The sequence below is a fragment of the Streptomyces sp. NPDC048275 genome (assembly GCF_040652275.1).
Lineage (GTDB): Bacteria > Actinomycetota > Actinomycetes > Streptomycetales > Streptomycetaceae > Streptomyces.
Genome location: NZ_JBEZLR010000005.1, coordinates 15,392 through 36,840, shown reverse-complemented (window position 1 = coordinate 36,840; position 21,449 = coordinate 15,392). Strand labels below are relative to the sequence as shown.

Genomic DNA, 21,449 nt, shown 5'->3' with positions numbered 1-21,449 from the left:
TCCGAACGGGTGCCGCCCTCGGGCGTTGCCGGTCACGGCGCTCCCGCGTCGTCCTCGGCTTTGATGGCCCGCAGGACGGGACGCAACTGCCACCGCACCGCCCAGCCGGTGACCGACCGGCCGATGCGCAGTCGCCGCCTGGTCGGGTCGAAGCGCAGGAAGCGGGCGTGGTCGCCGGAGTCGAACGTGATGACTCCCCTCAGGGCGTAGTCCCGTCTGCCGTTCGTGGCGCGCTTCGGATACGCCAGGCCCGGATGGTCCGGAAGCTTCAGCCGCGCCGAGGGGGCAACCGCCCTCCTGAACTCCTCGTACACCGGTGGGTCGTGGAAGACCGCAAGCAGCAGCCGGGACGGCGGCAGGAGGCGTGAAGCCTCCACGAACTCCCAGACCGTGCCCGGTCCGGGACCCGTGACGAGGACGACCAGCCGTGCGCGGAGCATCAGTTGGCGGACGGTGTCCTGCCAGTCGTCCAGCGGGAGATAGAAGCGGCGTGCTCCGGCAAAGGGCAGGTCCTCGCCGGGGCGGCCGACGGCGACCAACGGTCCCACCCGGCGGAAGAGACGAGCGACTCCCTCCTCCAAGGTGCGCGCGGACACGAGAAAGCCGTACGGGGTATTGGCGAGCCGCGAGAGCTGCTCCATCTCGGCGCCCGTCATGTCGTCGGCGAAGGGCCGCAGGTAGAGAACGAAGGGGCCGTCCCCGATGTCTTCGGGCGAGGACAGGGCCGGATTCAGATGGCGTCGGCCACGGCGCGACACGAGCCGCCCTAAGTGGAACAGTTGCACGATGCCGTACATGGCGAAGATGTGTCCCACAGTCGAGGGCCACGAGCGGAGCCCCGGATAGTCGACGAACCGGAACCAGAACAGCAATCCGACGTAGATGGCGCCGATCCGCAGGACGAGACCGGCCGTCCGCAGAGCCCACCCCCGGACCGCGGAAGAGCGCTGTACAGGGGCACGAGTGCGGGTCCACCGTCGGCTCACGGGATCGTCCCGCCGCCAGCCCACGGGATCGTGCTGCTGCCAGCTCACAGTGCCAGGACCAGGAAGCCCAGCAGATACGAGACGGCGAAGACGAGCGGCACCCACTGCTCGATCAGGGACAACTGGAGGTAGCGCCGCCAGTCGCGGCCCTCGCCGAGGGCGTGCCACTCCGCGCGGGAGTAGGCGTAGGCGGGCAGCCGCTCCTCGAACGTGCCGATGACGGCCCACTTGACCCGGTTGAGCTGGCGGTAGGACCGTACGAGCACGAACCAGGACAGGCACATGGACAGCAGTACCAGCAGGCCGGGCAGGAGCAGCCAGACCGAGACTCCCTCGCGCAACTCGGGTAATGCCGTGGCCAGCAGCGTGACCAGGGCACTGTTGACGGTGAGAAAGAAGGTGTTCGACGCGTTGCGACGAGCGCTTACCCGGTCGGCCATCTCCACACACAGCTTGTACTGCTCGAACAGAGCCGTTCGGTACCGGTCGGAGGAGTCCGTGTAGTCGGTCGGGCCTATGGCCTCGTTCCAGAGAGCGTCCCGCATCTCGGTCATGCGGGCATGATGCCGGTGTGGCCCTCGTCCCACCAGACCGTCGTAGATGCGGCGGAGGCGCGGGGGAGGAGACCAGCCCCCTGGGATAGGGTCGGCCGCGCGGCGTCCCGGACGTGCCGCCCGCCTGATCGGAGCCGACCGTGACGACCCTCGCGACGACCGGGCACATGGATCTCACCAAGGTCAGTGCCCCCCTCGTGCGCTCGGCGCTCGACGAGCTTCTGAAGCGGTACGCGGACGGGGAACTCGTCGGCCTTTCCTGTATCGCTGAGGGCGCCGACTCGCTGTTCGCCGAGGCGCTGCTCGCCGCGGGCGGGCGGCTGATCGCCGTGATTCCCTCGCGTGACTACCGCGGTCGGCAGGTCACGCCTTCCCATGCGCAGGCCTTCGACCGGTTCGTCGAGGCCGCCGACCAGGTGCTCGTGATGCCGTATGAGACGGCCGGGCGCGCGGCGTACGAGGCTGCCAACGCTGTGTTGCTCGACCGGGCAGACCGCCTTGTCGCCGTATGGGACGGCACCCCGCCGACCGGCAAAGGGGGTGGCACCGCGGACGTGGTCGTCCGAGCCCGTGAGGTGGGCCTGCCTGTGGACGTGGTCTGGCCGGAGGGCGCGGAGCGGGGAGCTCGGGGTCAGTCGGCGTAGTCCTTGAGCTTCTCGGTTTCCAGGGTGATGTTCACGGGGGCGGGGAGCTCGACCGAGGATCCCCACGGGTAAGAGGGGGCCTGCTGGTAGCGGCCTTCCTTCGGCTCGCTGAACACGGTGACGGTGTTGTTGTCGCGGTCGATGAGGAGGTATACGGGGATGTCGGCCTCCGCGTAGCCGATGGGCTTGTCGATCCGGTCGCGCTGGTCGGTGTCCCGGTCGTGGGAGGTGATCTCGACGGCCATGAGTACGCCATCGGTTTCGGACCATTCGCCGTCGCCCCTGAAGCGGTCCACTGGTGCGAGGGTTCCGTCCGTCCTGGCGCGGCCCTTGCGATAGGCCTCGGCCTTGACACCCCGTTCGGGTGCGAGATCCAACTCCGGGCGTTGCTGCATGCACTGGCGGAGCAGCCACATGAAGATCGAAGTGTGGTTGCCGTCGGGCATGGCCTTGACCTCTAGTTTTCCGTTGATGTACTCAAGTCGCACACCCTCGGGCGCCCGGCTCTCCAGCTCCTCGAAGTCCTCGACGTCGAGTGGGTATTTGCTGTAGAGCCGTCCTCCGAGAAATTCGAGCTTCACGTGTCTTGGAGCCCTGCGGGCAAGCTCCTCGAAGTCCTCGACGGACATCTGCGGGCGCTCAGTGGTATCAGGGGTCATGGTGTTGCCTCCTCCCTCCCATCGTGCCCCGGCTGTGTGCTTCCGGACTGTTGGAGCAGTCATAGGCGTGGCCTTTCTCGTCGGTCGACCATTGCCGCGCGGGCTGCGGCGGCGTGGGTACGGACTGCGGAGGACGTCAGCGGGGCGGAGGGCCGTGGGGCGGGCTCGCCCCGGCAGGGGCCGCAGACGCCGCCCGGCAGGGTCTCCGGGCGGCCCGGGACTCCGCACTTCGCGCACTCCAGTACGCGGAGGGGTGGGCGTGGGATGTCTCGCACGGGTTCGGGTGGGAGCTTCGTCGTCAAGCGGTTGCGGATGAGGGCGGCCGGGCTGTGGACGGGGAGGGGGAGGCCTGCGGTCAGGGACTGGAGTACCTGGTCATCGGTGGCGCCCCTCGCGAACCACTCCGTGAGCAGGGGCGCGAGTTCCGCGCACGCGGCGTGCGACAGGGACAGGGCCGGGGTCGTGCGGCCCAGTGCCGCCAGCAGGATGTACGCGCGGGAACGGGTGGGCCTGGACGGCGGTTCCGGTGACTCCTGCGGTACGTCGCCCCGCGTGAACGCCGCCCACCAGTCGTCGTCCCGTGCCGTCCGGGTGAACCACGTTCGGGTGATCCAGCGTTGACTTCCCGACTCGGCCAGGTGTTCGCGGCCTCGGCGTAAGTGGCCTGCCCTGGTGAGGTTGTTGAGGGCCGTACGCAGAGCGCACTGGCCGTACGGGAGCTCCTTGGCCAGCGTTTTCACCGAGATGTCGGCGCCGTTGGGGAGGCGGTCGATGTACGCGGCGATGGCCGCTTCGCGGGGCGGGAGGTGCGCGAAGTCGTGGTTGGTGCGGGGGAGTTGGTCCGGTGCGCTGCGTTTTCCGTAGCCCGGCTTGGCCATCGGGTGTGGGAGGGCGTGCGCAGGGCGGGGCATAGCACTAAAGTTGGCTTCAGCCATGGGATCGAGGTCCGTTTCGATCTCGTAGGTCAAACCCCCGCAGGTGCTCCAACACCTAGCGGGGGTTGTTCGTTATGCGGGCACGCTAGGCCCTTGTGACTGTCCGTGGCAAGTCGGTTGCGTCAAGTCAACACGCGGGGTGGGAGGGCGGGTTGAGGCCCTCCTCCCGTTCCTTGCAAAGAGGGCTCGGAGCTTGGGGCTTGAGCTCCGGGGTGTCTGCGAGTCAGTTGTGCTTGAGGTTTTCGACGAAGGCTGTCCACGCCTCGGTCCGGAACGCGAGCTTCGGGCCGTGGGGGTTCTTTGAGTCGCGGACGGGGACGAGGGTGGGGTGGCCGTCGGCTACTTCGAGGCAGTTTCCGCCTTCGCCGCCGCTGTAGGTGGACTTGCGCCACTCAGGGCTGATCTTCATGCGCGTAATCCTCCGCCACTGATTCGATCAGGGCCAGGGATTCTTGGGGCGACAGTGCACTGGCCCTGAGTAAATCGTAGGTGAGTTGGTGGCGGGTGACTGTGGCTGGGTCGTCCTCCAGCCGTCCCGTGCTGGGTCCTTCGATGAAGGCGAGCGGTGGGGCGTCCTCGAAGTCCAGGAGTGTCAAGGCGCCCGTCATGCAGGCATGGGCTTCAGCGCCGAATGGCAGGACTTGAACGATGATCCGGCGCTGTCTGGCGAGCGTCGCGATGTGTTGCAGCGCCTCCGCCATCACGGCCGCACCGCCCACTTTCCGGCGCAGTACCGCCTCGTCCAGAACTGCCCACAACAACGGCGTTGTTGGATCGCTCAAGAGTTGCGCGCGCTCCAGCCTCGTGGTTACCAGCTCGTCCATGACCTCCTCCGGGGCCGTTGGCTGGTACGCGCGAAACACCGCCCGTGCGTAACCCGCCGTCTGCAACAAGCCGGGGATCAGCAGGGCCGCGAACTCCCTGATCGCCGTGGCATTCGCCTCCGCCTCCGCCGCCTCTGCGAAGTGGTCCGGGTACTTGGACTTGGCGAGGGCCTTGCAGTTGCGCTCGAAGAAGCCGTTCGTGCCGAGGATGTCGTCTATCTGGCGGGCGTATTCGAGGTGCATGCGCCGCGTGCCGGCCTCCAGCTGGCCGATGAACGAGCCGCTGACGAAGAGGGGATGGCCCAGCTCGTCCTGGCTGAGGCCGACTCTCTCGCGGGCGTGGCGGAGTTCGGCGCCCATCATGGCGCGCGGGGAGGCAGACGGATCGAGATCCTTCGGACCTGGCATGGCAACTCCCTGTTACACAGGCGGGGTTGTTGGGCACCGTCTCTGGCCAGGTTAGAGGGGTGTCGGCCACTCTGTGTGGTGAACGCTGACACTCAGAGTGGAGGTTCGGGAGCCATGGGAATGACGCCGAGTGAGCGGGCGGGGTCGACCGAGGAGGTGGTGGCGCGGTTGAAGGCGGCGCTGGAAGGTGTCGGTGTCGTGCTGCCGTCGTTGCGGGTCGATCCGGTGACCGGTGCGAGTGGCGAGCCGTTCGCGCTGGTGGCGTTGGGGCGGTGCAACGTGCGTACGGCGGTGCGTTTGGCCGAAGTACTGCGTGCGTGCGGGGGCGGGCTGGAGCGGGAGCGTCCGCCGGAGGCGCCGCCGAGTGAGGTGCTGCTGGCGCGGGTCAGGGAGGTCAACCAGGGCGGGAAGTTGCACCGAGGGGTGCTGGGGCACGGCTGAGAAGCGGCTAAGACCTGGAAACGGCCCTCCGTGACCGCCCGCCACCCTGCGTGCGAGATCGCGCCAAAATTGCTGACAATTTTGTGGGCGATTGGCTCGGTTTGCAGGTGGGCCGGGCAGGACGCCGGTGGTCGCGCCTGGTCAGGGCGGTGGCCGGTTCCCGGTGCTGTCACTGAAGACACAAAGGAGGTCTTAAGAAACGGCTGTTGCACTTGGGGCCGTGCCCGCGTCCAGCTGTGCATGGGCAAAGGGTCGTTGTGCGAAGTCGTTGAATGAACGAGCCGCGAAGACAGGAGACGTGAAGTGAAGCGTAGGGCAGTAGTCATGGGGCTCACCGCGGCCGCCGCGGTGCCGGCGGTCGGGTTCGCCTCCAGCGCGCGGGCGGCGAACCGCACCTCCTCGGCGTCGTCCTCGGCGTCCAAGGACTCCTCCCTGGTCTTCGACCCGGATGCCTACACGGAACTGACCATCAGCATCAAGGACACCGCGGGCACCGCCCACGAGGTCGTCTACCACTTCTACAAAGTGGCCTCCTACGTGGCCAATCCGGTGAACGCCACCTACCAGTCCCTGAACGTCAGCGTCCCCGTGAAGATCGACGGCACGGCCGTCGACGCCTCGGGCGCGCCCATCCTCTTCGCCAACCAGGTCGGCGGCTACATGCCGTCGTCCGTGGCGAACGCCACCGGCGTCGGCGGCGCCATGGGCCCCGCCGGCACGCTCAGCCGTCAGCAGCTGGCGCTCGCCGCCGGGTACGTCGTCGTGGAGCCGGGCGCCCGCGGCCGTTCCCTGGTCGACTCCAGCGGTACGTACTACGGCACCGCCCCGGCCGCCATCGTGGACCTGAAGGCCGCGGTGCGGTACGTGAAGTTCAACAAGGGGCGCATCCCGGGCGACGTGAACCGGATCGTCTCCTCGGGAGTCAGCGCCGGTGGCGCCCTGTCCTCCCTGCTCGGCGCGTCCGGCGACAGCCCGGTCTACGACTCGTACCTGAAGGAGCTGGGGGCGGCCGACGCGAGCGACGCGATCTTCGCCGCCGGCGCCTGGTGCCCGATCACCGACCTCGAGCACGCCGACATGGCGTACGAGTGGAACTGGGGCGCCAACGCGCTGAGCAGCGGCTCGCTGGTCGACCAGACCGTCTCCAAGGCGCTGACCACCGCGTACGGCGACTACCTGGCCTCCCTCAAGCTGTCGGCGAAGGGCTTCGGCACCCTCACGGCGCGCAACCTCGACGAGTACCTGGTGACGACCCACCTGGAGCCGTCGGCCACCAAGTACCTTGCGGCGCTGTCGGACGCGGACCGGGCGACCTACCTGGCCGCGAACACGTTCATCACGTGGTCCGGCGGCAGGGCGACCTTCTCCTGGGCCGACTTCCTCACCCACGTGGGCGCCCGGAAGAAGAACACCCCGGCGTTCGACGCCTTCGACCTGTCCGCCGGTGAGAACAACGAGTTCGGTACGGGGACCACCGCGAACCGGCACTTCACGCTGTACAGCCTGCGCCACGAGGAGGGCGCCAGTGCGCGCCTCGACAGCGACATCCCCGAGAAGCTCAACCTGATGAACCCGATGTACCACCTCGTGGACAAGGTCAACGGGAACCGTTCGAAGCACTGGTGGATCCGCCTCGGCACCAAGGACAGCGACACCGCGCTCACGGTCGCGAGCAACCTCGGCGCCCGTCTGAAGAGCCTGGGCGACGACGTCAACACCTCGTACTACTGGGACGCCGGTCACGGCGCGGACCAGGACCCGGGCGACTTCATCAAGTGGATCGCCACGGTGTCGGGCTACAAGGGCTAGTACGCCCAGGGGCCCGCCTACAGGTTCCCCATCGGTTCGATGTCCACCTTCACCGGTGTGCCCCAGATGCGCAGCACCTCGTAGTCCGTGAACTCGTGGACCAGGCGGTAGGCCATGCCGGGGCGGGGGGTGCGGCGCTCGGCGGCGAGGTAGCGCTCGGCCTCGATGCGGTCGCGGCGCGGGGTGCCGCAGAGCTGCCAGGTCTGGCCGGTCCATACCTCGGGGAGCCAGCGCTGCTGGGGCTGGGGGCGGTCGCCGCGCACGCCGTAGCGGGACATGGTGCGCTCGGGGGCCTCGTCCGGGCCGGTCGGGCGGCCTCCCGGGTACGCGTCGTTGACCTGGGTGCGGCGGGCGGAGCGGCGGCGGGTCTCGCAGAGCAGGCAGAGGTCGGCGGCGCCCTTGTCGACCGGGCCGTTCGGATGCTCGGCGCAGCGCGTCGTGGGGACCGCGGTGGTGACCGTCTCCTCCAGCAGGTCCAGCGCCCGCTTCAGGTCCGCCTTCACCTCGTGCAGCTTCGCGTCGGGCGTCTCGGTGTTCAGCGCGTCGCCGTGCTCGCCGAGGACGCGCAGGGCTCGGCCGAGGTGGGTGAGCTGTGCGTGGTTCACGGGGGGTGGTCCCTTCTCCGGGCCGTGCGACGGGCGATGCGACGAGCGGTGTGGCGGGCGGTGTGTTGTTCATCCCCACCGTCGCATACGCCACTGACAATCGTTCTTGTCGCCGGGTTCTCCGTCCGGTTGCGGGGTGTCCCCGCGGGCGCGAGGCTCGCGGGGGAGTCCATCGAGAGAGAGGCAGGCGCGTCACGATGCTCAGCACCGACTTCGTCACCGGCTCACCCAGCTGGCTTGACCTCGGCAGCCCCGACACCGAGGCGGCCGCGGCCTTCTACGGGGCCGTGTTCGGCTGGGACCTGCAGTCCGCGGGGCCCGACGCCGGTGGATACGGCTTCTTCCAGAAGGGCGGCAGGACGGTCGCCGCGCTGGGCCCACTCACCGAGGAGGGCGCGAGCTCGGCCTGGACGGTGTACTTCCGGACCCCGGACGCGGACAGCACCGCCAAGGCGGTCGCGCAGGGTGGCGGGACGGTACGGGCCGAGCCCTTCGACGTCATGGACGCCGGACGGATGGCGGCCTGCACCGACCCCGGCGGCGCCGAGTTCTCGGTCTGGCAGCCCGGCTCCGTCCAGGGCCTGGAGGCGACCTCGGATGACAACACGCTGTGCTGGGTCGAGGTCCACGCCCGTGACGCGTCGGAGACCCTCGCCTTCTACCGCTCCCTGTTCGGCTGGCGGTCGCAGGAGATGACCATGCCCGGCATGACCTACACCGTGCTGTCCACCGCCGAGGGCGACCTGGAGGACGCCTCGTTCGGCGGGCTCGCCGAGCTCCAGGAAGGCATGGCGCCGCGCTGGATCCCCTACTTCGCGGTGGCGGACGCCGACGCCACCGTTGCCGTGGCCCAGGGCAGCGGCGGCGCCGTCCTCATGCCCGCCGCCGACGTGCCGGACGTCGGGCGCATCGCCTGGCTCGCCGACCCGTTCGGCGCCCCCTTCGCCCTTCTCAAGCCCGAGCCTCCTCAGGCTTCCTGAGACCGCCCGAGACCGAAGGCGTACGTGGCCACGAACCCCACGACGTAACCCGTCAGCAGGCCGCCCCCGTAGATCGCGGCCGTCAGGGCCAGGCCCCTGTTCCCGGAGAGCAGTGGGAACAGGGCCCAGCCCGACGGGCCGATCGCGGTCGACCCGACCCGGTCGCCGAGCATCGAGAAGAGGCCGACGAACGCGCCGCCCGCCGCGCCGCCCGCGCAGGCGGTGACGAACGGGCGGCCGAGGGGGAGTGAGACGCCGTAGATCAGGGGTTCGCCGACGCCGAGCAGGCCGGCCGGGAGCGCCGACTTGATCGTCGTACGGAGGGACTGGTCGTGGTGGAGGCGGACGTAGACCGCCAGGGCCGCGCCGACCTGGCCCGCGCCCGCCATGGCCAGCATGGGGAGCAGCACCGTGTAGCCCTGTTGTTCGATGAGCGTGGTGTGGATGGGGATCAGGGCCTGATGCAGGCCCAGCATCACCAGGGGGAGGAACAGGCCGCCCAGGATCAGGCCCGCGAAGGCGCCGGTGTGGTCGAGGAGCCAGTTCGCGGCCGTGCCGATGGCCGTGGAGAGCTCGCCCGCCGCGTACATGAGGGCGTACAGGGTCACCAGGCCGGTCAGGAGCACGGTGAGGGTGGGGGTGACGAGGACGTCCAGGGCGTCCGGGACCCAGCCGCGGCACCATTTCTCCACGTACGTCCCCAGCAGCGCGGCGCCCAGCGCGCCGAGCACCCCGCCCTGCCCCGGCGCCAGCGTCATGCCGAACGCCGTCACCTTCGCGACACCCGCGTACACGACGACCGCCGCCACCGCCCCGCCCAGGATCGGGGTGCCGCCGAACTCCTTCGCCGTGTTGTGGCCGACGAAGACGGCGATCAGGGCCATGAAGCCGGAGGCGATGGCGGCGAGGGCGGGGGTGAGGGACGGGAGCCACCCGAGGTTGACCAGCAGGCCGTTCAGGCCCGCGACGACTCCGCAGCCGATCAGGGCCGGGATCAGCGGGACGAAGATGTTCGCGATACGGCGGAGGAGGAGTTTGAGGGGGGTCGCGTTGCGGCGGCGCCGGGCTTCCTTGATCTCGGCGCCGCGTGCGGCCAGTTCATCTGCGGTGGTCGTGATGAGTGCCTCGAAGGCCGGCGTCACGCGCGCGACCGTCCCGGGCCCCAGCACGATCTGATACGTGTCGTCGTCCACGACACCCAGCACGGCCGGCAGCGCCTTGAGGGCGTCCTCCTGTACGAGGGTCCGGTCCCGTAGGCCCAGGCGGAGGCGGGTCATGCAGTGGGCCACGGAGGTGACGTTCGCGGCGCCGCCGACCAGGGGGAGGATCGCGGCGGCGGTGGAGTCGTTCGTAGTGCGCACTCCCCGAGAGTGCTGGTCAGCCGGTCGATGCCGCGAGTGCCGCGCGCAGACGGCCGTCGCTCTCCTCCAGAAGGCGGGCCGCCGTGGGCCCGTCCACCCCGCCGAGGATGGTGAGGATGGCGTTCTTCACCTCGCCGTCGGTGGCCGCGAGGGCTTCCTCGATCTCCTCGTTCGAGGCGCCCGTGGCCAGGGCGACGATTCGGCGGGAGCGGGCGCGCAGCTTCTCGTTCGAGGCGCGTACGTCGACCATCAGATTCCCGTACGTCTTGCCGAGGCGGATCATCGTGATCGTCGAGAGCATGTTCAGGACGAGCTTCTGGGCCGTGCCCGCCTTCAGCCGGGTGGAGCCGGTGAGCAGCTCCGGGCCGACGACGATCTCGATGCCGTGCTCGGCGGCCGCCGCGAGGGGGCTGTGCGCGTTGCAGGACAGGCCGATCGTCAACGCGCCGCGCGCGCGGGCGTGTTCGACGGCGCCGACGGCGTACGGGGTGCGGCCGGAGGCGGAGACGCCGACCACCGTGTCGTCGGGGGTCAGGGAGAGCGCGGCCAGGTCGGCCGCCGCCAGTTCCGCGGAGTCCTCGGCGCCCTCGACCGAGGTGACCATGGCGCTCGGGCCGCCCGCGATCAGGCCTACCACCTCGGACGGGTCGGTGTTGAAGGTGGGCGGGCACTCGGAGGCGTCCAGGACGCCGAGGCGGCCCGCGGTGCCGGCGCCCGCGTAGACCAGCCTGCCGCCGCGGGACATCCGCTCCGCGATGGCGTCGATCGCGGCGGCGATGAGGGGGAGCCGGTCACCGACGGCCGTCGGTACGGTCGTGTCCTCGGCGTTCATGATCTTCGCGATCTCCAGCGTCGGCAGCCGGTCGATCTCGGAGAGCTCGGGGCGGAACGCCTCGGTGGTCAGGGTCTCCAACTCGGCGCGCAGGTCGCGGTCATGGGATGTGGAGGTCATGCGGGACGGCTCTTTCCGGTGTGGTGTGGTGTCGCGCCCCTGAGGGAGTGAGGCCGCGACCTGTGCGGCTCCGCCGCGTGGGCGCGACCAGCTATGAACGGCCCGCGGGGTTCCCGCTACAGCAAGTTTCCCGCCTTGGACCGACCGGCAATGGGAGGGCGGCGTCGCGGGGTCCGGCACGCACATCTGCCGCGTTGTCGTCGGTCGCGATGGCTCCGCCCTCACTCCCTCCTCCGCCTTGCAGCCGCACGCACCAGACCCCGCTCCTTCTCCCACCCTCCCATTGCCGGTCGGTCTTACCGCGGAGCGCGCCGGTGCCGGTGCGCCAGTGCCTCGTACGACGCGGACAGCGCGGGCGCCGCCGTCTCGTACGTCCGCTGGGCGACCCCCACGAACAGACAGTCCACCACCAGCAGCTGGCTGGTGCGCGACGACATCGCCGCCGGGCGCAGCTCGCTCTCACGGGCCGTGGAGGTGGTGAGGATGTGGTCCGCGTACTGCGTGACGGGCCCGGTCGGCCGGCCGGTGATCGCGATCGTCGTCGCCCCGTGGTCGAAGGCGACCCGGAGTGGCTCGATGACGTCGCCCGTCGAGCCGGAGTGCGTGATCGCGATCGCCACGTCCTTGGCGCGCAGCTGCACCGCGTTGGTGACGGCGAGGTGCGGGTCGCTGTGCGGGTGGGCTATCAGGCCGATGCGCAGCAGCTTCTGGGCCAGGTCCTGGGCGACCAGGCCGGACGCGCCGACGCCGTAGATGTCGATACGGCGGGCGGCGGCGAGCGCGCTGACGGCCGCCCCGAGCTGGACGGTGTCGAGCCCGGCGGCGGTGTCGGCGAGGGTCTGCTGCTCGTCGTACGCCAGTTTCGCGACCACGTCGGCGATGGGGTCGTCGACCGCGATGTCCGCGGTGACGGCGGGGGCGCGGCCCGACTGCTGCTGGGCGGCGAGCCCGGCGAGCGCGAGGCGCAGATCGCGATAGCCCGGGTAGCCGAGGAGGCGGGAGGTGCGGACGACCGTCGCCTCGCTGGTGCCGGTGAGCTCGGCGAGGCCGGTGACGGTGAGGGCCGCGCAGCCGGCCGGGTCACCGGCGACGGCCTCGGCGACCCGCTGCATGGAGCGGGTCATCGACGGGGCGAGCGTCCGCACCTTGGCCGCGAGGGCGGCGGGAGCGGGCGGAGCCTCTCCCGCGAAAATTTCCTTCACGTCATGGGTCACGTCTTGAAAGATATTTTCTGCTGGGGTAAGTGGTCAAGGGTGCGCACAATGGGTGCATGACCCCCTCCGACGACCCCACCGGTAATCCCATCAGCCCCCTGGAGCAGGCGTTGCACGCGGCCCGCGCTCTGGTGCTCGCCGACCTGATCACGGGCGAGGTCGCCCAGGCGGACGTCGTCTCGCTCGTCGAGGAGTCGGTGGCGCAGCGCCGCTGGTGGGTCGAGCAGTGGCCGGAGGGTGTGGACTACGTCGCCGGGCTCGTCGCCCAGGACGTACAGGACGCGCTGCTCGAGCGGTACGGGCGGTGGCCGTTGTGTCCGGTCTGTGGCTCCGGGGACCCGCACGCCCTCGACGTCGAACCGGAACTGGGGCCCGATCCGCACTGGGTCTGCCACAAGGCGGGCGTGCAGGTCGCCTCGGTGGGGACGCTGGGCTCGGCGACCGGCGGAGCCTCGTCCTCGTGACCGTCTACATCGACCCGCCGACCTGGCCCGGCCACGGTCGCGTCTGGTCCCACCTGATCAGCGATGTGTCGTACGACGAACTGCACACGTTCGCCGCCGAGTTGGGCGCGCCGCGGCGCGCCTTCGAGCGCGACCACTACGACATTCCCTCGCACCGGTACGCGGACGCCGTGCGTGCCGGTGCGGTGCAGGTCAGCAGCCGTGAGGTGGTGCGGCTGCTGTACGGGGCGGGGCTGCGGCGGCGCAAACACGTCGGTCGATGAGGGCCGCGTCAGTCCTTGCGGGCGTACAGCCGCAGCGACTTGTTCATCCCGCGCAGTTCGTACGCGTACTGCTCCACGTCCTCGCTCACCCGGGTGAACCCGGCCCGCGCGATGACGCGTTGGGAGGGGGCGTTCGTCCGGTCTATGGCCGCGAAGAGGACTTCTACGTCGTCGCGGGCCAGGGCCCAGGCGGACAGGGCGTGCAGGGCCTCGGTGGCGTAGCCGTTGCCGCGGGCGTTCTCGGCGAGGTCGTAGCCGACCTCGGCGCGGCCCTCCTCGTCGGGGACGCCGTGGAAGCCCATGGCGCCGACCGCGCGGCCGTCCTCGGTCCGTACCAGCACGAACATGCCCCACTCCGGGCGGTGCACCCCGTCCTCGTACGCCTTCACCACCATGCCGGCGGCTTCCCGGGTGCCCTCGAAGGGGCCGCCCTCGATCCATTCGAAGCCGCCGGTGCCGCCCGCGCGCAGGTCGGCGGCGGCAGCCGGGGTGACCCCCTGGAGCGTGAGCCGTTCGGCCTCGATGGCCAGGTTGTTGTTCCAGCGCCACTCGGTGAGCGGGGCGCGCCCCGGCAACTCGCCGCGGCCGGTCGCCCACAGGAGGGTGGGCCAGGGGGCGGGGCCGGGGCGGACGTGCGGGAAGATCCGGGTCAGGACGTCCTCGCAGAGCGCGGCCGGGGGTTCGTGGGCGAGGCCGAGCCCCTCGGCGATGTCATGCGTGTGCAGCAGCACCTCGGCGACGCCCATCGCGGCGAAGCCCTCGCGGTTCGCGCTGTGGAACGGGTACGAGTGGAAGGCGCGCACCTCGCGCGGCGTGGTGCGGATGGCGGCGGTGAGCAGGGCGCCGGTCGTCTCGATCACGTCGACCACGCCGGCGTTGTCGGTGCCGTCCTCCATCATGATCTCGAACGGGACGTACGCGTCGCTCGGCCGCCCCGCCAACTGGCCCGCGTACGCGAGGAGAGCGGACGCGAGGTGCTCGGCCGTCCTTCGGCAACTCCACTCCAGCCGACCCGCCTTGACGCCGTCCCAGTCCCGTCCGGTCGCCGTCCGCAGCAGCGCGACGCTCTCCGCGACGGCTTCCGTCACCTGGTCCCCACCCATGTCTCGCATGCGGGTGAGGATAGATGCGATCAGGCGTCGGTACGTACGGGATTCTCCGCCGTCATGTGCCGAGCCGGGCGAGTTCTTGCCGGATGTTCTCCCGCGCCCGTTCCTCCCACTCCCGTTCCCCGTGCGGTGTCCTGAACAACCGTGGCAGATCGAGGAGTTGGCGCAGCACGGCCGCGCGGCCCGTGCGGAAGGCGTCGTCCGGGACGAAGGCGTACTCCTCGCGGACGGCGGCCACGTAGGCGGCGTACGACGATGGCGGCGAGGCCAGCACGGCCAGGTCGGCGTCGCAGAGGACGATGCCGTTGGTGTCGTCGGGCGTGGGTGCATGGGTGACGGTGAGGCGGACCAGGCGGGCGACCTCGTTCGTGCGGGTCTCGTCGATGTCCAGCTCGGGGAGGGCGCGTTCGGCGAGACGGGCGGAGCGCTCCTCGTTCTCCGAGCGGTCGGGCAGGTACACGGCGTCGTGGAACCAGGCCGCCAGGCGTACCGCCGCCGGGTCCCGCGCGTACTCCTCCAGTGCGTCGATGTGGTCGAGGACCGCGATGAGGTGGTCGGTGGTGTGGTAGCGGCGCTGAGGTTCCGCCCAGCGCGTCAGGAGGTTCGCCGCGTAGGGGGAGGGCGAGGGCCCGGAACCGCCGCTGTCGCGGGCCGCCTCGACAGTGGCCGCCCAGCGCTTCTCCAGGTCTTCGTGGGCGGGGTGCCGGTGTCTGTCTGCTGCCATGCCGTCATTGTCCTCGCTGTCCGGACAGGCTCTGGCGTGGAGCGATGATTCCTGGACATGGGCGGGGCCCTGGGGGCGGAGCCCCCAGGGATGGGACGGGTAGGGGCGGCGGGGGCGAAATCCCACCCGCCCCCGGCGTACGCTGGGATTGGACTAGACCTGTAGCCGCCCCGAGGGAAGAGGTCCCATGAGTGAGCGCAAGCGTGCCGTCCTTGAGGTGATCGCCCTCGGCGTGGAGGACGCGGTCGCCGCCCGGGCGGGAGGTGCGGACCGACTGGAGCTGGTCAGCGACATCGCCGCCGACGGGCTCACCCCGGCGAGGGAGACCTTCGCCGGGATCCGCGCCGCCGTCGACGTCCCGCTGCGCGTGATGCTGAGATTGGCGGACGGCTTCGCGGCGGGAGACGTCGCCACGCTCGTACGCGTGGCGAGGGAGATGCGGAGCGCGGGGGCGGACGAATTCGTGCTCGGGTTCCTCGACGAGCACGGCGGCCCGGACCTGGACGCCGTGGAGCGGGTCGTCGCCGAACTGGACGGCTGCCGTTGGACGTTCCACCGTGCGATCGACCGCGCCACCGATCGTGACTCCCTGCGCAAGCAGCTCGCGGATCTGCCGGGCCTGGACGCGTATCTCACGGCGGGTTCGCCGGCCGGTGTGGACGACGGGCTGCCCACGCTCCTCGCCGAGGCCGCGCGCCGGGGCGAGCCCGGCTACGAGCCGCGGCTCATGGTCGGGGGCGGACTGCGCCTCGACCACGTTCCCCCGCTGCGGGCCGCGGGTGTCGACGCCTTCCACATCGGCGGCGCGGCCCGGCCGGGCGGATGGGCCGCACCGGTCTCGGCGGAGGCGGTACGCGGGTGGCGGGAGGCGCTGGACGCGTAGGGGCCGCCGTTGCGCGAGGTGCACGTCCGGTCCGGGGCGCCGCCCGGCGCTCGCGTCGGCGAGCGACGCGGAGCGTCGTTGACCGACGACAACGCCGCAGATGGGCGTGCCAAGCCCGGGTCTGCGGCATGATCCGCCGGACAGGCCCTAGCCCAGTTGGGCGGGCAGCGGGGCCGTGTGGGTCACGATCAGGCCCGAGACCGCTCGGGTCAGCGCCACGTACAGGCGGCGCAGGCCGGTCCGCTCGTCCGGTTCGCCGTCGACCACGGCCCGCGGCTCGTCCAGGACCACGTAGTCGTACTCGAGGCCCTTGGCGAGCGAGGCGGGGACGAGGGTGAGGCGGGTGTCGAAGGTGGTCTCCTCGCCCGGGCCCAGGTACGTCAGACCGGATGTCGCCAGCGCCTCCGCGAGGCCCGGGATCCGGGCGTCGGCCGCGATGAGCCCGACCGAGCCCTCGTGACGCAGCAACTCCTCGCAGGCACTGACCACTTCGGTGTCGGCCTCCGTCGGCCGCACCTCGAAGAAGCCCGGGTTCTCACGGACCGACTCCACCGGCGTCAGCCCCGGCGCGATGTGCGGCAGCAGCCGGGACGCGTACGTGATGACATCCGTGGGGACACGGAAACCGGCCGTCAGCTCCTCGACCACCGCCTCGCCCTTGCCGAGGTGACCGAGCGCCTCGCCCCAACTCCGCGTCGCCCAAGGGGTCGTGCCCTGCGCGAGATCCCCGAGCACGGTCGCCGATCCCGTCGTGCAGCGGCGGCCGACGGCCCGGTACTGCATCGGGGAGAGGTCCTGCGCCTCGTCGAGCACGACATGTCCGAGGGAGTGCGTGCGCTGCACCAGATCGGTCGCCTCGTCGATCAACACGGCGTCCGCGGCGGACCACTTGGCGGACTTCACCGACCGTACGGGCTTGGCCCAGAGGATCTCCTTCCGCTCGTCCTCGTCGAGGATTCCGTCCGCGTGTACGGCGAGGAAGTCGGCGTCGCACAGGAGGCGCAGGACGAGTTTGGCGGGGTCGACCGGCGGCCACATCGCCTTGACGGCCGCCTTCACGGCGGCGTTGCGGGCCACGGCATCCTGCACCCGGTCGTCCGGTGCCTCGCCGGACCGCTCCATCTGGACCAGCACGGCGTGCGCGATCCGCTGCGGCAGCGCCTCGCGGGCGGCGCCGTACCGGATGTCCCGGTCCAGCAGCTCCCGGACGATCTGCTCCAGCTCGTACGCCGGTACCCGCCAGCGCCGCGAGCCGCGCACCACCATGACGGGCTCGGTCGGCAGGTTCACGTGTGAACGGACCGCCCGGCGCAGTACCTCGGCCATCCGGGCGTCGCCCTTGATGACGGCGGCCGCCGCGTCGTCCGTGCCGCGCACCTCGACGTGCGCGACGAGATCGTCGACCGTCGCCTGCTTGACCTCCAACTCGCCGAGGGCGGGCAGCACTTGCTCGATGTAGTGCAGGAACGACCTGTTCGGCCCGATGACCAGCGTGCCGGTGCGGGCGAGCCGCTCCCGGTGGGCGTAGAGCAGATACGCGACGCGGTGCAGGCCGACGGCCGTCTTCCCGGTGCCCGGACCACCCTGCACACAGACCGAGCCGGACAGCCCCGACCGTACGATCTCGTCCTGCTCGGGCTGGATCGTCGCCACGATGTCGCGCATCGGGCCGACGCGCGGGCGTTCGATCTCCTGCTGCAGCAGTTTGCTGGTGCCCGCGGCCTCGGCGGGGTCGGAGAGATGCTCGTCCTCGTACGCCGTGAGATCGCCGCCGGTGTACCCGAAACGGCGGCGCAGCCCGACATCCATCGGATCCTTCTTCGAGGCCCGGTAGAACGGCTGCGACACCGGCGCACGCCAGTCGATCACCATCGGGTCGCCCTCGGCATCATGCACATGCCGCCGCCCGATATAGAAGCGTTCCCCTGCCGCACCCTCCGCCTTGTCAGCGCCCGGCGCGTGCAGGTAGTCCAGCCGCCCGAAGAACAGCGGGGTGTGGCTGAGATCGGCGAGGGCCTTGATCCGCTCGTCGATCTGATGCTGGAGCACCGCGGCGTTCACCCAGTTCGCGGTGACGTCTTTGATGTCGAGGTTCTGCACGTCCTCCCGCATCGCGCGCAGGGCGGCGCGGGACTCGCCGAGATGGGCCCGCTCGCGGGAGAGCGGATCGTGGGCGTCGTCGGGACCTTCGGGCATGCGGGACACGGGTGTTGCCTCCGGGAGCGGGCTGCTGGCTGCGTCGTGGTGGCGTTCTGCCGCCCGGTTTCCGTCCGGGTGGCGGCACTCCGCGAAAGGGAGGCGGGCAAGAGCGGAGATTCTAGGGCAGGGGAGGTTGTCCGGGCCAACGGTTTTTCGCGGCACCGTCGGTGGCGGCGGGGCGCCCGGGGGCGTACTGCCCCCGGGGGTTCCCTAGGGGGCGGTGTCCGCCATGGGGTGTAGGCGGAGCGGCCCGTAGGCGTACGAGGGGGCTGCCGAGTTCGGTCCGAAGACCGACGCCATCCGGGGGCCCGCGTTCCACCATGGATATATGAGCGCAGCAACCTTCACCCCAGGCCCGGCCCACTCCGGCCCCGTCGCCGCCCACGGCGCGACCGGCCTCTCCTCCACCCACCACCGCCACCGCCTCGGCGACGCCCTGCGCGCCGTCAAGGTGTTCGCCGGCGCGGCACTCGATGTCGTGGTCCTCGGCGAGTACGGCGAGGAAGCGGGCGTACGACGGCGGTGAGCCGTACGCCGGGCCGCGTCGCCCGGCACTAGGGTCACCTCGTGCCACAGCGGAACGTGACCGAAGACCCACCCACCGAAGTCGCCCTGCCCGTTTCCGCCTTACTTCTCGCCCTCTCCGTCGCCGTCTTCTGCGCGCTGTGTGTCGCCCTCCGCGCCCCCATGGCCGACGCGCTGGTCTACCGGGCCGAGGGCTCCGCCGTACTGAACGGCACGGATCTCTACGGGTTCACCGTCACCGAGTGGCACCTGCCCGCCACGTACCCACCCTTCGCGGCGCTCCTCTTCGTACCGACGACCTGGCTCCCGCCGGACGCCCTCAAGGTGGCCTTCGTCGTCGCAAACGTGGCCCTGCTGGCCGCGCTGGTCCGGCTCTCCTGCCGTCTCGCGAGCCTTCCGGCACGGCTCCCCGCCCTCTGCGCCGCCACCGCCCTCGCCCTGTGGCTCGAACCCGTCTTCCAGACGGTCCTCTTCGGCCAGATCAACCTCGCCGTCGCCTGCCTGATCCTCTGGGATCTGACGCGTCCGCCCGGCGCCCCCGGCAAGGGCATCGCGCTCGGCATCGCGGCCGGAGTGAAACTGACACCCGCCGTCTTCATCGCGTACCTGCTGCTCACGCGTCGGCACAGGGAAGCGGCCGTCGCCGCCTCGGCCTTCGCCGGGACCGTCCTGCTGGGCGCGCTCGCCCTTCCGGTCGCGAGCGTCGACTTCTGGACCCGGCGGCTGTACGAGACCGAACGCGTCGGCAAGGTGTGGATCGTCGACAACCAGTCGCTGCAGGGGCTCGTCGCCCGCGCGCTGGGGGAACCGTCGCCGGGCCTCGCCTGGGCGCTGCCGGCGGTGGCCGTCGCCTGCTGCGGCCTCTGGCTGGCCCGCCGTATGCCGGACGACCGGCGGGGGGTCCTGGTCACCGCCCTCACGGCCCTCCTCATCTCCCCCATCAGCTGGTCGCACCACTGGGTGTGGTGCGTACCGCTGATCGCCGTGCTGTACGCCGAGGGCCGCCTCCGCCTCGCCGCCGTGGTGACGGTGCTCTTCACCGCCCGCACACTGTGGCTGATCCCGCACCAGGGCGACCTGGACCTGCAACTGCCTTGGTGGCAGCAGGTGTTGGCCTCGCCCTACCCGTTGCTGGGGCTGGCGTTGCTCGGCTGGACGGCGCGGCGGGAGCCGGTCGGCCCTCTTCGGGTCCGTGCCCTGCCGCGCCGCCGTCGGCTCAGTCGTTCGCCAGCAGCTCGTCCGCGTCCATGATCCGGTACGCGTACCCCTGCTCCGCCAGGAAGCGCTGGCGGTGGGCGGCGAAGTCCTGGTCGATGGTGTCGCGGGCGACGACGGAGTAGAAGTGGGCCTGGTGGCCGTCGGCCTTGGGCCGCAGGACGCGCCCCAGCCGCTGGGCCTCCTCCTGCCGCGACCCGAAGGTTCCCGACACCTGGATCGCGACGGTCGCCTCCGGCAGGTCGATGGAGAAGTTGGCCACCTTCGACACGACCAGCACGCTGATCTCGCCCTCCCGGAACGCGTCGAACAGCTTCTCCCGCTGGGCGTTGCTGGTCTCCCCCTTGATGACGGGCGCGTTCAAGTGCTCGCCCAGCTCGTCGAGCTGGTCGATGTACTGGCCGATCACCAGGATCTGCTGGCCCGCGAACCTCCGTACCAGCGCCTCCGTCACCTTCCGCTTGGTCGCGGTCGTCGCGCAGAAGCGGTACTTCTCCTCGGTCTCCGCGGTCGCGTACGCGAGCCGCTCGGAGTCCGTCAGATTGACCCGGACCTCGACACAGTCGGCCGGCGCGATGTACCCCTGCGCCTCGATCTCCTTCCACGGCGCGTCGAACCGCTTCGGCCCGATGAGCGAGAAGACGTCCGACTCCCGCCCGTCCTCACGGACCAGGGTGGCGGTCAGGCCCAGCCTCCGCCGCGCCTGAAGGTCGGCGGTGAACTTGAAGACCGGCGCGGGCAGCAGATGCACCTCGTCGTAGACGATGAGCCCCCAGTCACGGGAGTCGAAGAGCTCGAGATGCTGGTAGACGCCCTTCCGCTTCGTCGTCAGCACCTGGTACGTCGCGATGGTGACGGGCCGGATCTCCTTCCTCGTCCCGCTGTACTCGCCGATCTCGTCCTCGGTGAGACTGGTGCGCTTGACCAGCTCGTGCTTCCACTGCCGGGCGGAGACGGTGTTGGTGACGAGGATGAGGGTGGTGGCCTTCGCCTGCGCCATGGCCCCGGCGCCGACGAGGGTCTTGCCCGCGCCGCAGGGCAGCACGACCACTCCGCTTCCGCCGTGCCAGAAGTTCTCCACGGCCTGCTTCTGATACGGCCGCAGCGCCCACCCGTCCTCCGCCAGGTCGATCGAGTGGGCCTCCCCGTCGACGTACCCGGCGAGGTCCTCGGCCGGCCAGCCCAGCTTCAGCAGTGTCTGCTTGATCTGCCCGCGCTCGGACGGGTGCACGGCCACGGTGTCGGGGTCGATCCGGGCGCCGACGAGCGGGATGACCCGCTTCGACCGCAGGATCTCCTCGAGGATGGGCCGGTCGGTGGTGGTGAGCACGAGCCCGTGCGCCGGGTGCTTGCTCAGCGTGAGCCGGCCGTAGCGGTCCATCGTCTCGGCGATGTCGACGAGCAGGGCGTGCGGCACGGGATAGCGGCTGTACTCCACGAGGGCGTCCACGACCTGCTCGGCGTCGTGGCCCGCGGCGCGCGCGTTCCACAGCCCGAGCGGCGTCAGACGGTAGGTGTGGATGTGCTCGGGCGCCCGCTCCAGCTCCGCGAACGGTGCGATGGCCCGACGGCATGCGTCGGCCTGCTCGTGGTCGACCTCGAGCAGGAGTGTCTTGTCGCTCTGGACGATGAGTGGACCATTCACGCGCGGCACCCTTTCAACATGGCTCTGCACGGCCAAACGTCCAGTGTGCC

General features: G+C 70.7%; 23 protein-coding genes. 9 read left to right on the top strand and 14 right to left on the bottom strand.

Annotated features, from left to right (window positions below; genetic code table 11):
• Positions 1-32 precede the first annotated feature (32 nt).
• Together AB0D57_RS05085 and AB0D57_RS05080 are read right to left on the bottom strand one after the other, a co-directional pair.
• Complete coding sequence (locus tag AB0D57_RS05085) at positions 33-986, bottom strand: hypothetical protein (RefSeq protein ID WP_362067138.1); 954 nt, start codon at positions 984-986, stop codon at positions 33-35.
• A 44-nt stretch (positions 987-1,030) separates the two neighbouring features.
• Entirely contained in the window at positions 1,031-1,540 is a 510-nt protein-coding gene (locus tag AB0D57_RS05080) for a hypothetical protein (protein WP_362067135.1), read from the bottom strand.
• Positions 1,541-1,680: 140 nt separating this feature from the next.
• On the opposite strand from AB0D57_RS05080, the gene AB0D57_RS05075 reads away from it, so the two are divergent.
• Entirely contained in the window at positions 1,681-2,184 is a 504-nt protein-coding gene (locus AB0D57_RS05075) for a hypothetical protein (protein WP_362067133.1), read from the top strand.
• Here AB0D57_RS05075 and AB0D57_RS05070 read toward each other — a convergent pair.
• From AB0D57_RS05070 to AB0D57_RS05055, 4 genes are all read right to left on the bottom strand, one after another.
• A complete protein-coding gene (locus tag AB0D57_RS05070; protein WP_362067131.1) occupies positions 2,172-2,843 on the bottom strand; it encodes a Uma2 family endonuclease in 672 nt (223 codons plus the stop codon). The two genes, AB0D57_RS05075 and AB0D57_RS05070, sit on opposite strands and share 13 nt — an antisense overlap.
• Before the next feature lie 59 nt (positions 2,844-2,902).
• On the bottom strand, positions 2,903-3,721 hold the full coding sequence (locus AB0D57_RS05065) for a hypothetical protein (RefSeq protein ID WP_362067457.1): 819 nt from the start codon (positions 3,719-3,721) through the stop codon (positions 2,903-2,905).
• Positions 3,722-4,001: 280 nt separating this feature from the next.
• Entirely contained in the window at positions 4,002-4,187 is a 186-nt protein-coding gene (locus AB0D57_RS05060) for a DUF397 domain-containing protein (RefSeq protein WP_362067129.1), read from the bottom strand.
• Positions 4,171-5,010 (bottom strand): helix-turn-helix transcriptional regulator, encoded by an 840-nt coding sequence (locus tag AB0D57_RS05055; RefSeq protein WP_362067127.1) that lies wholly within the window; start codon positions 5,008-5,010, stop codon positions 4,171-4,173. Before AB0D57_RS05055 ends, AB0D57_RS05060 begins: the two co-directional genes overlap by 17 nt.
• A 120-nt stretch (positions 5,011-5,130) precedes the next feature.
• On the opposite strand from AB0D57_RS05055, the gene AB0D57_RS05050 reads away from it, so the two are divergent.
• Together AB0D57_RS05050 and AB0D57_RS05045 are read left to right on the top strand one after the other, a co-directional pair.
• Positions 5,131-5,451, top strand: coding sequence for a hypothetical protein (locus tag AB0D57_RS05050; protein ID WP_362067125.1), 321 nt, complete (start codon positions 5,131-5,133; stop codon positions 5,449-5,451).
• Between the two features lie 324 nt (positions 5,452-5,775).
• Positions 5,776-7,260 carry a subtype B tannase gene (locus tag AB0D57_RS05045; protein ID WP_362067455.1) on the top strand — a complete coding sequence of 495 codons (1,485 nt, stop codon included), beginning with the start codon at positions 5,776-5,778 and terminating at the stop codon, positions 7,258-7,260.
• A gap of 17 nt (positions 7,261-7,277) precedes the next feature.
• Here AB0D57_RS05045 and AB0D57_RS05040 read toward each other — a convergent pair whose 3' ends face one another.
• Positions 7,278-7,865 (bottom strand): hypothetical protein, encoded by a 588-nt coding sequence (locus AB0D57_RS05040; protein WP_362067123.1) that lies wholly within the window; start codon positions 7,863-7,865, stop codon positions 7,278-7,280.
• A 197-nt stretch (positions 7,866-8,062) separates the two neighbouring features.
• Between AB0D57_RS05040 and AB0D57_RS05035 the strand changes: the two genes are divergently transcribed.
• On the top strand, positions 8,063-8,845 hold the full coding sequence (locus AB0D57_RS05035) for a VOC family protein (protein ID WP_362067121.1): 783 nt from the start codon (positions 8,063-8,065) through the stop codon (positions 8,843-8,845).
• On the opposite strand, the gene AB0D57_RS05030 is transcribed toward AB0D57_RS05035, so the two are convergent.
• From AB0D57_RS05030 to AB0D57_RS05020, 3 genes are all read right to left on the bottom strand, one after another.
• Entirely contained in the window at positions 8,833-10,206 is a 1,374-nt protein-coding gene (locus tag AB0D57_RS05030; RefSeq protein ID WP_362067119.1) for a PTS transporter subunit EIIC, read from the bottom strand. The genes AB0D57_RS05035 and AB0D57_RS05030 overlap by 13 nt on opposite strands.
• 16 nt (positions 10,207-10,222) lie before the next feature.
• Complete coding sequence (murQ, locus tag AB0D57_RS05025; protein WP_362067117.1) at positions 10,223-11,158, bottom strand: N-acetylmuramic acid 6-phosphate etherase; 936 nt, start codon at positions 11,156-11,158, stop codon at positions 10,223-10,225.
• A 296-nt stretch (positions 11,159-11,454) separates the two neighbouring features.
• Positions 11,455-12,372 (bottom strand): MurR/RpiR family transcriptional regulator, encoded by a 918-nt coding sequence (locus AB0D57_RS05020; RefSeq protein ID WP_362067115.1) that lies wholly within the window; start codon positions 12,370-12,372, stop codon positions 11,455-11,457.
• Positions 12,373-12,428: 56 nt separating this feature from the next.
• Here AB0D57_RS05020 and AB0D57_RS05015 point away from each other — a divergent pair, with 56 nt between their 5' ends.
• Positions 12,429-12,836, top strand: coding sequence for a hypothetical protein (locus AB0D57_RS05015; RefSeq protein WP_362067113.1), 408 nt, complete (start codon positions 12,429-12,431; stop codon positions 12,834-12,836).
• On the top strand, positions 12,833-13,099 hold the full coding sequence (locus AB0D57_RS05010; protein ID WP_362067111.1) for a DUF4031 domain-containing protein: 267 nt from the start codon (positions 12,833-12,835) through the stop codon (positions 13,097-13,099). The genes AB0D57_RS05015 and AB0D57_RS05010 overlap by 4 nt, the downstream gene beginning before the upstream one ends.
• 8 nt (positions 13,100-13,107) lie before the next feature.
• On the opposite strand, the gene AB0D57_RS05005 is transcribed toward AB0D57_RS05010, so the two are convergent.
• Both AB0D57_RS05005 and AB0D57_RS05000 read right to left on the bottom strand, forming a co-directional pair.
• Positions 13,108-14,211, bottom strand: coding sequence for a GNAT family N-acetyltransferase (locus AB0D57_RS05005; RefSeq protein ID WP_362067109.1), 1,104 nt, complete (start codon positions 14,209-14,211; stop codon positions 13,108-13,110).
• A gap of 52 nt (positions 14,212-14,263) precedes the next feature.
• Complete coding sequence (locus AB0D57_RS05000; RefSeq protein WP_362067107.1) at positions 14,264-14,932, bottom strand: hypothetical protein; 669 nt, start codon at positions 14,930-14,932, stop codon at positions 14,264-14,266.
• A gap of 187 nt (positions 14,933-15,119) precedes the next feature.
• Here AB0D57_RS05000 and AB0D57_RS04995 point away from each other — a divergent pair, with 187 nt between their 5' ends.
• Positions 15,120-15,815, top strand: a complete 696-nt coding sequence (locus AB0D57_RS04995; RefSeq protein ID WP_362067105.1) for a copper homeostasis protein CutC — start codon at positions 15,120-15,122, stop codon at positions 15,813-15,815.
• A 147-nt stretch (positions 15,816-15,962) separates the two neighbouring features.
• On the opposite strand, the gene AB0D57_RS04990 is transcribed toward AB0D57_RS04995, so the two are convergent.
• The gene (locus AB0D57_RS04990) at positions 15,963-18,011 is read right to left on the bottom strand and encodes an ATP-binding domain-containing protein (RefSeq protein ID WP_362067103.1); all 2,049 of its coding nucleotides are present in this window, start codon (positions 18,009-18,011) and stop codon (positions 15,963-15,965) included.
• 331 nt (positions 18,012-18,342) lie between these two features.
• Here AB0D57_RS04990 and AB0D57_RS04985 point away from each other — a divergent pair, with 331 nt between their 5' ends.
• Entirely contained in the window at positions 18,343-18,540 is a 198-nt protein-coding gene (locus AB0D57_RS04985) for a hypothetical protein (protein WP_362067101.1), read from the top strand.
• 161 nt (positions 18,541-18,701) lie between these two features.
• Positions 18,702-19,790: a glycosyltransferase 87 family protein gene (locus AB0D57_RS04980; protein ID WP_362067453.1), complete on the top strand. Its 1,089-nt coding sequence runs from the start codon at positions 18,702-18,704 to the stop codon at positions 19,788-19,790.
• Here the strand turns inward: AB0D57_RS04980 and AB0D57_RS04975 are convergent.
• A complete protein-coding gene (locus AB0D57_RS04975) occupies positions 19,756-21,399 on the bottom strand; it encodes a DNA repair helicase XPB (protein ID WP_362067099.1) in 1,644 nt (547 codons plus the stop codon). The genes AB0D57_RS04980 and AB0D57_RS04975 overlap by 35 nt on opposite strands.
• Positions 21,400-21,449: the final 50 nt, after the last annotated feature.